The following is a 12,304-nucleotide window of genomic DNA, read 5'->3' as shown; positions in this document are numbered from 1 at the left end:
TTAAAAGGAGAATTCCAATGAAAAAATGGTTACTGCCCCTCTTAGGGACTGTACTTTTATTATCAGGCTGTTCTAAATGGATTGATCGTGGTGAATCAATTACCGCAGTTGGTTCATCCGCACTGCAGCCTCTGGTAGAAACAGTTGCTGAGGAATACCAAAATGAGAACCCCGGCAAATTTGTTAACGTCCAAGGCGGCGGAAGTGGTACTGGATTAAGCCAAGTGCAATCTGGTGCGGTTGAAATCGGTAATTCGGATGTGTTTGCGGAAGAAAAAAGTGGGATCAATGCTGATCAGCTAACGGATCACAAAGTTGCGGTTGTAGGTATTACCCCTATTGTAAATAAAGATATCGGTGTAAAAGATATTTCTTTAGAAAATCTACGCAAAATCTTTTTAGGTGAAATCACCAACTGGAAAGAAATTGGTGGTACAGATGAAGATATCGTCATTCTAAACCGGGCAACTGGCAGTGGCACACGTGCTACCTTTGAAAAATGGGTGCTGGATGGCCAAACGGCTGTTCGAGCACAGGAGCAGGATTCTAGTGGCATGGTCCGCCAAATTGTTGCGGATACTCCAGGTGCTATCAGCTACACTGCATTTTCGTATGTAAGTGACGATGTACAAACATTAAGCATCGATGGTATTGAACCAACAGATGAGAACGTTGCTGAAAATAAATGGCAAATTTGGGCGTATGAGCACATGTATACCAAAGGCAAACCAAGTGAGCTGAGCGCTGAATTTTTGGCATATATACAATCTGAGAAAATACAAAAACGGATTGTACCAAAATTAGGGTACATTCCAATTTCTTCCATGAAAGTTGAACGTGATTGGCAAGGTAATATCGTAAACTGAGGAAATGCTCCTCAGTTTTTTTTATAGAAAATTCGTCAAAAACTGGAAATACTAAGACTCTATACTTTTTCCTTAGTAAAAATTTGAATTTCTTGGGAAAAGTAGGATCGCTTTGAGTATCTAAAAAAGTAGGCTAGAATTGAGATAAATCACACTTTTTCAGTCTGATTTACACAATCTTTACAATTGTCATCCAAGCTTTACACAAGGTTAAAAAGAAATTGACGTTCAACTTGTAAAATGAATCCGTTAGATTATCGTTTAGGAGGAATATCCTTTGGAGAATGAAGAAGTAAAAAAAGCTCTGACCACTAAATCAAAAAGAGCACGTATCGAGCAACGAGGACGATTCATCAGTTTCATCTGCATCGCCTTGATTGTATTTGTAGTAGGTGCTATCTTCTATTTTGTCGCCAGCAAAGGGTTGGCTACATTTTTTGTAGATAAAATCAATGTCTTTGACTTTCTATTTGGGACAACTTGGAATCCTAGTGCAACAGGTCCAGATGGACAGCCGCTAGTAGGTGCCCTGCCAATGATTGTTGGATCATTTGTAGTCACCTTTTTATCAGCGATCGTCGCTACACCGTTTGCGATTGGCGCAGCAGTCTTTATGACAGAGATTTCGCCAAACAAAGGACAGAAATTTTTACAGCCAGTTATTGAATTATTGGTAGGTATTCCATCTGTAGTTTATGGATTTATTGGTTTGTCTGTGATTGTTCCGATGGTCCGTTCTGTGTTTGGGGGAACTGGGTTCGGGATTTTATCTGGAACGTTTGTTCTGTTCGTAATGATTCTACCGACAGTAACGACAATGACTGTTGATACGTTGAAATCTGTACCACGTTACTACCGGGAAGCATCATTGGCTTTAGGTGGGACACGATGGCAGACGATTTACAAAGTTGTGCTGCGAGCAGCTATTCCGGGAATTTTAACAGCAGTAGTATTTGGGATGGCTCGTGCGTTTGGGGAAGCCTTGGCGATTCAAATGGTTATCGGTAATGCTGCCTTAATGCCAACTAGTTTGACGACGCCAGCCTCAACCTTAACTTCAATCTTAACAATGGGCATTGGTAACACGATTATGGGCACGGTAGAAAACAATGTTCTGTGGTCACTAGCATTGATCCTATTGTTTATGTCGTTAGTCTTCAATATTGTGATTCGCTATATTGGTAAAAAAGGAGCGATTAAATAATGGATAAAGCAAAACGTGCCGATAAGATTGCCACTGGGGTTCTATACGTGATCTCTGGATTAATTGTTTGTATTCTAGCTTTTCTATTGCTTTATATATTAGTTCGCGGAGTTCCGCATATTTCATTGAACTTTTTAACCTCCCCGTCCAAAGCTTACCAAGCAGGCGGTGGTATTGGAATTCAATTATTTAACTCGATTTTCTTATTATTTATTACGATGTTGATTAGTTTTCCGATCTCTTTAGGAGCTGGTATTTACCTATCAGAGTATGCGAAAGACAACTGGTTGACTGGACTAATTCGTACTTCAATTGAAATTTTGAGTTCACTGCCTTCAGTTGTAGTGGGTTTGTTTGGATTCTTAGTATTTGTTATTCAGTTTGGTTATGGTTTCTCGATTTTGTCAGGAGCTTTGGCGCTAACCTTGTTTAATCTGCCATTGCTGACACGTAACATTGAGGAATCCTTGCGAGCAATTCATTATACACAGCGAGAAGCGGGTCTAGCACTAGGCTTATCACGTTGGGAAACAGTCACTAAAATTGTTGTTCCTGATGCTTCGCCAGGAATTTTGACAGGGATTATTTTGAGCTCTGGTCGTATCTTTGGTGAAGCTGCTGCACTGATTTACACAGCTGGTCAGAGTGCGCCGGCTTTAGATTTTACCAACTGGAACCCGCTGAGTGTTTCAAGTCCAATTAGCATTTTTCGACAAGCGGAAACGTTGGCGGTACACATTTGGAAAATTAACACAGAAGGAACCATGCCGGATGGAGCCAGTGTTTCAGCTGGTGCTTCTGCAGTTCTGATCATTGCAGTATTGCTATTTAATTTTGGTGCACGGGCGATTGGTAAACGTCTGCACAAAAAGATGACTTCAGCATAAGGAGAATTCGATGAAAGAATATAATTGGGAAGAACGCAATATCATCCATATGCCTGGAGATGTTGTCCTCCATACAGAAGATTTGCACGTTTTTTACGGAGAAAACGAAGCGATAAAAGGTGTCGATTTAGAATTTGAAAAAAATAAAATTACCGCTTTAATTGGACCTTCAGGTTGTGGGAAATCTACGTATCTGCGTTCCTTAAATCGTATGAATGATGGGATCAGCACTGCCAGTGTGACTGGGAAAATTATGTACAAAGGCGTAGATATTAACGCAGATAATATTGACGTGTACGAAATGCGCAAACGAATTGGCATGGTATTTCAGCGTCCGAATCCTTTTAGTAAATCTATTCGTGAAAATATTACGTTTGCCTTGAAGCAGCATGGAGAAAAGGATAAACACAAATTAGAAGAAATGGTTGAAACCAGCTTGAAGCAGGCTGCTTTATGGGATCAGGTGAAAGATAATCTGGACAAAAGTGCGTTAGCTTTATCAGGTGGACAGCAACAACGTTTATGCATTGCTCGTGCAATTGCTATGAAGCCAGATATTTTACTGCTTGATGAGCCAGCGAGTGCATTAGACCCGATTTCGACCGGTACGGTGGAAGAAACATTAACTCAATTGAAGGATGATTATACAATTATTATTGTTACTCACAATATGCAGCAGGCTGCTCGTATTAGTGATTACACAGCATTCTTTTATCTTGGGCATGTGATCGAATACGATGAAACGCGTAAAATCTTCACACGACCAAAAATTCAAGCAACCGAAGATTATGTTTCTGGGCACTTTGGTTAAGAGACGGAGGAAAACAAATGTCTGAGATTATTACTTCCAAAGACCTTCACCTTTATTATGGAAAGAAAGAGGCCTTAAAAGGAATTGATTTATCTTTTAACGAAAATGAAATTACTGCAATGATTGGACCTTCCGGTTGTGGGAAATCTACTTATCTGCGATGCTTGAATCGAATGAATGATTTGATTCCTGATGTAACAATTACTGGAAGCGTTGTGTATAAAGATAAGGATATTTACAGTCCTAAAACAGATACAGTTGATTTGCGCAAACAAATCGGTATGGTTTTTCAACAACCCAATCCTTTTCCTTTTTCCATTTACGAGAATATTGTTTATGGGTTAAAATTAAAAGGTGAAAAAGATAAAGTGAAACTAGACCAAGTTGTGGAAGAAAGCTTGAAGGCTGCTTCTGTTTGGAATGATGTCAAAGATAAATTGCATGAAAGTGCACTATCTTTATCGGGCGGTCAACAACAAAGAGTTTGTATTGCTCGGGTTTTAGCAGTAAATCCAGAAATTATTTTGATGGATGAGCCAACTAGTGCATTGGATCCTGTTTCTACCGGGAAAATCGAAAATATGCTTTTAGAGTTGAAGGAACGGTATACAATTATTATCGTTACTCATAACATGTCTCAAGCTTCACGGATTTCTGATAAAACAGCTTTCTTTTTACAAGGTGAGCTAATCGAGTTTGATAAGACAAAGAAAATCTTTCTGGATCCTGCTAAGCAAGAAACTGAAGATTATATCTCTGGTAAATTCGGTTAGAAAATAGAATTAAGGAGGGAAACAATGCTACGTACACAGTTTGAAGAAGATTTATTAAATCTGCATAATCAATTTTATGAAATGGGGATGTCAGTTTCCAGTGCTGTTCACAAATCCGTACGTTCATATATTGAGCATGATAAACATTTAGCTCAGGAAGTCATCGACAATGACAATGAAATTAACAACATGGAAGTGAAACTGGAAAAGAAAAGCTTTGAAATGATCGCATTGCAGCAACCTGTTACGACGGATCTGCGGACAATCATTACTATTATGAAAGCCAGCTCTGATTTGGAGCGGATGGGAGATCACGCAGTTTCTGTAGCTAAATCAACGATCCGTTTAAAAGGGATGCCCCGTATTCTCGAAGTGGAACAAGTCATTTCTGAAATGTCAGACTATGTGAAAAAAATGGTAGACAATGTCCTAATTGCCTACGTTAAAACGGATGAAAAAGATGCTCGTATGATTGCTAAGATGGATGATCGTGTAAACGAGTATTTCAAAAAGATTTACAAAATGACTACTGATACCATGGAACAGCAGTCTGATACGATTATCAGCGGAACAGATTATTTGAACGTAGCCAGCTATTTAGAAAGAATTGGCGATTACGTGACGAATATTTGTGAGTGGATTGTTTACCTTGCTTCGGGTAAAATTACTGAATTAAACAGCAATCGCGATGAGCAGTTTTAGGCTTGAGGACACGTTATTGTACGTGTCTTTTTTTGCTTCTTTCAAAATATATATTGGTTTATACTAAGTTTTTTAAGTTCAGCTTGAAAACTCAGCGTTAATTTTGTAAAATGACGATAATAGAATATTGCTTATTAAAGCCCGTATTTTGCTATTTTCACGACTTAAAATAGTAAGAGCGGGCTTTTTCTGCGAGAAAGAGGAGAAAAATGAAAATGAATAAAATGGCTGAGAAACCCATGCCATCATTGTTGTTCGGTATGGCATTGCCGCCGATGGTTTCAATGCTGATTCAGTCGCTTTATAATATTGTCGACAGTATGTATGTGGCTCAAATCAGTGAGGGAGCACTAACTGCGGTATCAATAGTTTTTCCAATTCAAAGTTTGATTATTTCTGTATCGGTGGGAATTGGAGTTGGGGTGAACTCTTACATCTCACGCAAACTTGGGGAGCAGGAACACAAAGAGGCCAATAGTACAGTGGCTCATGGCATGATGTTGGCCACTATTGCTTCAGGAATTTTTTGTTTATTTGGGTTAGTAGGCACCGAGCAGTTTTTACAAATGTTCACCCAGGATGCGGCGATTGTTGCTGATGCCTCCAGTTATATGTATATCGTTGTTTACTTTAGTTTTACGAGTTTCTACTATATTTTAATAGAAAAAATTTTTCAATCGACGGGTCAAATGAGCATTCCGATGATGATCCAAGTCATTGGTGCCGTAATTAATATCGTTTTGGATCCAATCATAATTTTTGGTTGGTTTGGTTTTCCAGCTTTGGGCGTGGCAGGAGCGGCTATTGCAACAGTCACCGCGCAATTCATTTGTATGCTGCTGTCCTTCTACTTCTTATTAAAGAAGAATCAGGAGGTTACTCTAAAGCTGCGAGAGTTTAAATACAATGTTGAGACGATTAAGCAGATTTTGTTCATAGGGATTCCCAATACTTGTATGAATGCATTAGGATCATTTTTAGTGATGGGGTTAAATGCCATTTTAATCTCCTTTTCAACAACCGCAGTTTCCTTATACGGAGTCTACTATAAGCTTCAAACCTTTGTCTTTATGCCGGTCAGCGGCTTAACTCAAGGTGCAATGCCAATTATGGGTTATAACTATGGTAGAAAGGATGCTAATCGGTTAGTGCACTGTTTGAAAATCTGTTTAGTTGCAGCATTAGGAATTATGCTGGTGGGCGTCCTGTTATTTCAAATTTTTCCTGCTCAGTTGCTGGATTTATTTAATGCTTCTGATGAAATGCAAGTGATCGGTATTCCAGCTTTACGCATTATTTCCATTAGTTTTATTCCCGCAGCGTTTGGTTTTATCTTGCCCACGCTATTTCAGTCAATGGGCAAAGGGAAAGAATCGCTGCTCGTGTTCTTATTACGTCAGTTTTGTATTACGATGCCTTTAGCGTTACTACTGAGCAAAATATGGGGACTTAACGGAATTTGGCTTTCCTTTATTATTGCGGAAACTATAGCCGCCTTAGTTTCTATAGCTCTTTTCAAGCGGTTGATTACACGTGATAGAGTGTTGAACAAAGAAATCGAAGCAACTGCAACCAGTAAATTCAACTAACAGCAAAAAAATGCTAGAAGATTTTGTGACTTTTTGCTAAACAAAATGTTTTATCTAATCTCTGCTCATGACAAAAAGCCTTGAGTTCGGTACACTTTCAGTAGTTAGAAGTGAATTAAGGCTTTTTTCTTTTGAAAGGTTTCGATGGTTGGAGAAAAAGATAAGCCTTTAGTCCTATGACAAATGAAGAAAAACATTGCATAATAAGTACATAAGTTAAGTAACCCAAACGTTTGATTGCTGAAGGAGGCAATTTTTTATGAATGAAAGACAAAGAGTTTTAGAACTAGTTAAAAAAGGAATCATCTCAACTGAAGAAGGTTTAGATTTATTGGAAAGTATGGCGAAAGCCAAAGACGAAGCACAAATTGAGCAGGACGCAGATAAGGTAGATTCTTACCATCGCGACCAAGCCGCTAACCTGGCTGATGATTGGGAAACCGATGGAGAAGAACGTAAAGCAAAAGAAGATGAGCTGGAAGATTTAGAAGCTTACTTCGATGAGTTAGCTACCGAAGCCAATCAGATTTCTGCTCGTATTGATGAAATTAATCGTGAAAAGCAAGAGCTTAAGGATGACATTCGGGAAAAACAAGAAGTACTGATGGAACTAAACACGAAGGAAGAATTAGATGCTTTATCAGATGAAGATGAAGCGATTCGTGAACGTGTGGAAGCTGAGATCAAAGATTGGGAAGAACAGTTAATCCGTTTAGAAAACCAAGAACTGGAACAGCAAGAAGCATTAGAATCCATTCGTGAGGATCAAGAAGCTAAAGGCAAACGCCTTTACATGAATTTTGAAATTCCTGAAGAATTGAAGGAACAAGCAAGTGAGACCTTCAATCAAGTAGGCGAAAAGTTAGGCGAAGCTGGTGTCCAGTTTGGCAAGTTCATGAAGAAAGCAATAAAAACAGTTTCGGAAACAGTTGAAGAAAACGTCGATTGGAAAGATATTAATGTAAAAGTTCCTGGCGTGGCTACTACTAAATTTGAACATCAGTTTTTATACAATGGTGTTGAACCAACCTTGATTGATGTAAAATTAGCAAATGGTAAAGTAACCTTCAAGTCTTGGGATGAAGAAGACATCAAAGTGGATGCTAAAGTTAAGCTTTACGGTAAAATGAATGAAGCAACACCCTTGCAATCCTTTATGGAACGCAGTCAAGTTGAAGTTAATGACGAACATATTACTTTCCAAGTACCTAATAAACGGGTAAATGCGGAATTAGTCTTTTACTTACCAAAACGGACTTATGATCATGTTGCAGTGAAACTATTGAACGGTAACTTAATCGTTGAAGAATTGGATGCTAAAGATGTGTATGCGAAATCAACTAACGGCAATATCGTATTCAAACAAATTAATGCCACTATGTTGGAAATCCAAGGTGTAAACGGCAATATTGAAATTCGCGAAGGAGAAATTCTAGATTCGATCATTGAAACAGTCAATGGAACGATTTCTTCAAGAGCATCAGTTCAAAATTATGGCGTTTCATTAATCAATGGTGATGTAAAACTAACTGTTGGTCATGATACGTTGAAAAAAATTAAAGCAAGTTCTGTCAATGGGAACGTTAAAGTATCGTTTCCTAAAGCATTAGGTTTAGAAGGAATGGCGAAAACAAGCTTGGGAAATATCAACCATCGCTTATCAGACTACGAGGTGGTTCGTGAGAAAAAAGAAAAAACCAATCGCTTGCTTCAATTCAGAAGAACCAATGATCAAATGGCACAAATTGATGTTTCTACGACAACAGGAAGTATTTTCTTGAAAGATTTTGACAAATAAGGAATAATAGGAAGGAAGATTATATATGCAAAAGAGACTTACAAAATCAAGGAGCAATGTGGTACTAACTGGTACCTTAGCCGGAATTGCGGAATACTTCGGCATTGATCCTACCATTGTTCGTGTCATTTATGTCTTCTTGAGTTTTGGCTTGATTGGTGCACCAGTTGTTTTATATGTCTTGTTGGCATTAGTAATTCCCGCAGGACCACGGACCAATTCTTATGGCCACGATAATCCTTATTATGGACGTAATAACACAAGTCAAAAGAAGACAAAGGAACGTAAGCAAGCTGAACCCGTTGATGACGATGACTGGAGCGACTTTTAATGACTTACTTGCAGCGCGTAGTAGCTAATACATTGATTTTCATCTCATTGTCCGTGATATTTCCAGCACATGTATTTGTTGCAAATATCTGGGTAGCTATTCTCGCAAGCTTTATCTTGTCTATTCTCAATACACTGGTAAAACCGATCTTAACGATCCTATCTTTACCATTGAATCTATTGACCTTCGGACTATTCAGCTTTGTGATCAGCGCTGGTATGTTACAAATGACTTCCAGTATTGTAGGAAGTTACCGCTTCGGCTTTGCAAGCTTTGGAACAGCCATCTTGGTAGCTATCGTGATGGCAATTGTCAATGTAATTGTCTCGGAACACTATCTTGATAAATATAACGAACGTTAACCAGAAGACGCTTTTGTCTTCTGGTTTTTTAGTTTTGTCTCAGAAAGGTTCTATAACCTAGTAACCCTCTCCAATAAATGATAAAATAGAACGGAAACTGATAGAAAGAGGGGCTCAAATGTCTGAAACAGTTAAAGTGAAAGAATTAGTTGAAGCACTTTCTTTGGAAGTAGTGACCGGAGATGAAAACAGTTTAGAACGAGTGATTGTGACTGGCGACATCTCACGACCAGGTCTGGAATTGACTGGGTATTTTAATTACTACTCTCATGATCGTTTACAGCTATTTGGAAATAAAGAAATAACCTTTGCGGAGCGTATGATTCCGGAAGAAAGATTGATGGTAATGCGGAGAATGTGCAGTGAAGATACGCCAGCATTTATTGTGTCTCGTGGGTTAACACCGCCGAAAGAAATGGTAGATGCAGCAAAAGAGCACGGTATTGCAGTCTTGCGATCACCGATAGCGACTTCACGTTTATTAGGAGAGATATCCAGCTTCTTGAATGGCAGCCTGGCACCACGTACTAGTGTGCATGGTGTTTTGGTGGATGTATATGGTTTAGGAGTTCTGATCCAAGGAGACAGCGGCATCGGGAAAAGTGAAACGGCTCTCGAACTTGTAAAGCGAGGGCACCGTTTAATTGCCGATGATCGTGTGGATGTTTATCAGCAGGATGAGTTAACTTTGGTGGGTGAACCGCCAAGAATTTTACAGCACCTGATTGAAATTCGTGGAGTTGGGATTATCGATGTCATGGATTTGTTTGGCGCAAGTGCGGTTCGCGGATCTATGCCTGTCCAGTTAGTTGTCTATTTGGAAAATTGGGCCAAAGATAAGAAATATGATCGCTTGGGTAGCGATAATACAGAAGTTGAAATTGCAGAAGTGAATATTCCACAAATAAAAATTCCAGTTAAAACGGGACGAAATGTTGCAATTATTATTGAAGTTGCTGCCATGAATTTCCGAGCGAAGAGCATGGGCTACGATGCGACAAAGACATTTGAAAACCGATTAACTGCTTTAATTGATGAGAATTCGGGGCAAAATAAATGATTGCTCAAGTAAATCGGACAGCCTTTGAAATATTTGGTCTTGAAATCTATTGGTATGCGATTATTATTGTTTCTGGGATTGCTATTGCGTTGTGGCTAGCAAGTCGTGAAGCTGTTCGCGTGGGGTTGAAAGAAGATGATATGACTAATTATTTAATATGGGCACTGCCGATCGCTATTATTGGGGCCCGACTGTATTTTATTTTATTTGATTTAGAACCTTATTTAGCTGACCCAATCCAGATATTTAATACTCGGAGCGGTGGTCTGGCGATCTATGGCGGTTTGATTGCAGCAGTGATTGTGTTGATCATTTATACGCGGTATCATTTTATTGATCCTTGGTTGTTTTTAGATGTTTGCGCACCTGGTGTAATTCTGGCACAAGGAATGGGTCGTTGGGGCAACTTTATGAACCATGAGGCATTTGGTGGGGAAACTACTAGAGGTTTTCTAGAGAGCTTGCATTTGCCACAGTTCATAATCGAAAATATGTATATTGATGGCGCTTATCGGCAACCAACTTTCTTGTATGAGTCGCTTTGGTGCCTGCTTGGTTTTGTCATACTGATACTTCTAAGAAAGAAAACCAGCCTTTTCAAGCAAGGAGAAATCTTCTTGAGCTATGTAGTTTGGTACAGTTTTGCTCGATTCTTTATTGAGGGAATGCGGACAGACAGCTTATATTTATTTGGTGAGCTAAGAGTATCTCAAGCTTTATCTTTAGTACTATTTGTGAGTGCTTGGTTAGTAATCTATCTACGACGGAAAAAGCAACCACCGATTCCAGCTTATCGACGGGATCAGGGCACTAATCAGTATATAGTATAGTTTACGACATTAAAATAAAATTATGTTAGGATTAAAGACAGGAGGAACGAACTTTGAAACAAAAAGTTGCCGTTCTAGGGCCAGGTTCTTGGGGAACCGCCTTAGCAAAAGTATTAGCAGAAAATGGTCATGACGTAAGAATTTGGGGGAACAACCCAGCACAAATTGATGAAATTAATACCTATCATACCAATCGTCATTATTTGCCAGATCTAAAGATCCCTGAAAGTATTCAGGGCTGCAAGGACTTAAAAGAAGCGATCGATGAGGTAGATGCTGTTCTTTTTGTTGTACCAACTAAAGCAATACGAATCGTTGCTAAGGAATTTAGCCAAGCAGTAACTGGTAAGCCTGTGATTATCCATGCAAGTAAAGGGCTAGAGCAGGAAAGTCATAAACGGATTTCAGAAATATTGGCAGAAGAAATTCCGGCAGAAAAACGTCGGGGGATTGTCGTTTTGTCTGGTCCAAGTCATGCTGAAGAAGTTGCGGTTCATGACATTACGACAATTACAGCAGCTAGTGATATTGAAGAGCTGGCAAAATATGTACAAAAATTGTTTATGAATGAGTATTTGCGTATTTACACTAACACTGATGTTGTCGGAGTTGAAATGGGAGCTGCCCTAAAGAATATTATCGCTATTGGAGCAGGAGCTTTGCACGGACTTTCTTATGGTGATGACGCCAAGGCAGCTATTATGACCCGAGGATTAGCTGAAATTAGTCGTTTAGGTGTGGCAATGGGAGCCAACCCATTAACGTTTATTGGCTTGAGCGGTGTTGGGGATTTGATTGTCACCTGTACCTCGGTTCATTCACGTAATTGGCGTGCTGGCAATTTGCTAGGCAAAGGACATAATTTAGATGAAGTACTAGATAATATGGGGATGATTGTTGAAGGCGTAGCGACAACTAAGGCAGCAAAAGAACTTTCTGAAAAAATGGCGGTTCAAATGCCGATAACCGAAACTATCTACTCTGTTTTATATGAAGGAAAGGACGTTCGTCAAGCTTGTACTGATTTGATGTTACGGGCAGGGACATTTGAGAATGAATTTACACTATAATCAAAAAGTTGGAGGAAGTAC

General features: G+C 39.2%; 13 protein-coding genes. All 13 read left to right on the top strand.

Translation table 11 applies throughout. The annotated features are described in order from the left end of the window. Positions 1–17 precede the first annotated feature (17 nt). The 13 genes from IGI46_RS17960 (at position 18) to IGI46_RS17900 (ending at position 12,283) form a co-directional block, all read left to right on the top strand. Positions 18–866, top strand: coding sequence for a phosphate ABC transporter substrate-binding protein PstS (locus IGI46_RS17960; protein WP_429964288.1), 849 nt, complete (start codon positions 18–20; stop codon positions 864–866). Positions 867–1,143: 277 nt separating this feature from the next. Next, positions 1,144–2,070, top strand: a complete 927-nt coding sequence (gene pstC, locus IGI46_RS17955; RefSeq protein WP_429964287.1) for a phosphate ABC transporter permease subunit PstC — start codon at positions 1,144–1,146, stop codon at positions 2,068–2,070. Continuing rightward, positions 2,070–2,957, top strand: coding sequence for a phosphate ABC transporter permease PstA (pstA, locus tag IGI46_RS17950; RefSeq protein WP_207701005.1), 888 nt, complete (start codon positions 2,070–2,072; stop codon positions 2,955–2,957). The genes pstC and pstA overlap by 1 nt, the downstream gene beginning before the upstream one ends. 10 nt (positions 2,958–2,967) lie before the next feature. Beyond that, positions 2,968–3,768 (top strand): phosphate ABC transporter ATP-binding protein PstB, encoded by an 801-nt coding sequence (pstB, locus tag IGI46_RS17945; protein WP_207701006.1) that lies wholly within the window; start codon positions 2,968–2,970, stop codon positions 3,766–3,768. Between the two features lie 17 nt (positions 3,769–3,785). Continuing rightward, complete coding sequence (gene pstB, locus IGI46_RS17940) at positions 3,786–4,541, top strand: phosphate ABC transporter ATP-binding protein PstB (protein ID WP_207701007.1); 756 nt, start codon at positions 3,786–3,788, stop codon at positions 4,539–4,541. Positions 4,542–4,565: 24 nt separating this feature from the next. Beyond that, a complete protein-coding gene (phoU, locus tag IGI46_RS17935) occupies positions 4,566–5,243 on the top strand; it encodes a phosphate signaling complex protein PhoU (protein WP_429964286.1) in 678 nt (225 codons plus the stop codon). 209 nt (positions 5,244–5,452) lie between these two features. Continuing rightward, positions 5,453–6,832, top strand: a complete 1,380-nt coding sequence (locus tag IGI46_RS17930) for an MATE family efflux transporter (RefSeq protein WP_429964285.1) — start codon at positions 5,453–5,455, stop codon at positions 6,830–6,832. A gap of 259 nt (positions 6,833–7,091) precedes the next feature. Beyond that, on the top strand, positions 7,092–8,630 hold the full coding sequence (liaX, locus tag IGI46_RS17925; protein ID WP_429973926.1) for a daptomycin-sensing surface protein LiaX: 1,539 nt from the start codon (positions 7,092–7,094) through the stop codon (positions 8,628–8,630). Positions 8,631–8,655: 25 nt separating this feature from the next. Then, a complete protein-coding gene (locus IGI46_RS17920) occupies positions 8,656–8,961 on the top strand; it encodes a PspC domain-containing protein (RefSeq protein WP_207701010.1) in 306 nt (101 codons plus the stop codon). Next, positions 8,961–9,323 carry a phage holin family protein gene (locus tag IGI46_RS17915; RefSeq protein WP_207701011.1) on the top strand — a complete coding sequence of 121 codons (363 nt, stop codon included), beginning with the start codon at positions 8,961–8,963 and terminating at the stop codon, positions 9,321–9,323. The genes IGI46_RS17920 and IGI46_RS17915 overlap by 1 nt, the downstream gene beginning before the upstream one ends. A gap of 118 nt (positions 9,324–9,441) precedes the next feature. Further along, a complete protein-coding gene (gene hprK, locus IGI46_RS17910; protein ID WP_207701012.1) occupies positions 9,442–10,383 on the top strand; it encodes an HPr(Ser) kinase/phosphatase in 942 nt (313 codons plus the stop codon). Next, complete coding sequence (gene lgt, locus IGI46_RS17905) at positions 10,380–11,213, top strand: prolipoprotein diacylglyceryl transferase (protein WP_429964283.1); 834 nt, start codon at positions 10,380–10,382, stop codon at positions 11,211–11,213. Before hprK ends, lgt begins: the two co-directional genes overlap by 4 nt. 53 nt (positions 11,214–11,266) lie before the next feature. After that, entirely contained in the window at positions 11,267–12,283 is a 1,017-nt protein-coding gene (locus tag IGI46_RS17900; RefSeq protein WP_429973925.1) for an NAD(P)H-dependent glycerol-3-phosphate dehydrogenase, read from the top strand. Positions 12,284–12,304: the final 21 nt, after the last annotated feature.

The organism is Enterococcus sp. AZ163, from assembly GCF_050498925.1.
Taxonomy (GTDB): Bacteria; Bacillota; Bacilli; order Lactobacillales; family Enterococcaceae; genus Enterococcus_A; species Enterococcus_A ferrettii.
The sequence above is the reverse complement of the archived record's forward strand: the minus strand, read 5'-3'. Positions and strand labels throughout refer to the sequence as shown.

Excerpts from the sequence above, each read along its gene's own strand:
- IGI46_RS17960 (WP_429964288.1), top strand. The coding sequence starts at position 18 with ATGAAAAAATGGTTACTGCCCCTCTTAGGGACTGTACTTTTATTATCA.
- pstB (WP_207701007.1), top strand. The coding sequence starts at position 3,786 with ATGTCTGAGATTATTACTTCCAAAGACCTTCACCTTTATTATGGAAAG.
- pstA (WP_207701005.1), top strand. The coding sequence starts at position 2,070 with ATGGATAAAGCAAAACGTGCCGATAAGATTGCCACTGGGGTTCTATAC.
- IGI46_RS17915 (WP_207701011.1), top strand. The coding sequence starts at position 8,961 with ATGACTTACTTGCAGCGCGTAGTAGCTAATACATTGATTTTCATCTCA.
- hprK (WP_207701012.1), top strand. The coding sequence starts at position 9,442 with ATGTCTGAAACAGTTAAAGTGAAAGAATTAGTTGAAGCACTTTCTTTG.
- pstB (WP_207701006.1), top strand. The coding sequence starts at position 2,968 with ATGAAAGAATATAATTGGGAAGAACGCAATATCATCCATATGCCTGGA.
- phoU (WP_429964286.1), top strand. The coding sequence starts at position 4,566 with ATGCTACGTACACAGTTTGAAGAAGATTTATTAAATCTGCATAATCAA.
- lgt (WP_429964283.1), top strand. The coding sequence starts at position 10,380 with ATGATTGCTCAAGTAAATCGGACAGCCTTTGAAATATTTGGTCTTGAA.
- IGI46_RS17930 (WP_429964285.1), top strand. The coding sequence starts at position 5,453 with ATGAAAATGAATAAAATGGCTGAGAAACCCATGCCATCATTGTTGTTC.
- liaX (WP_429973926.1), top strand. The coding sequence starts at position 7,092 with ATGAATGAAAGACAAAGAGTTTTAGAACTAGTTAAAAAAGGAATCATC.
- IGI46_RS17920 (WP_207701010.1), top strand. The coding sequence starts at position 8,656 with ATGCAAAAGAGACTTACAAAATCAAGGAGCAATGTGGTACTAACTGGT.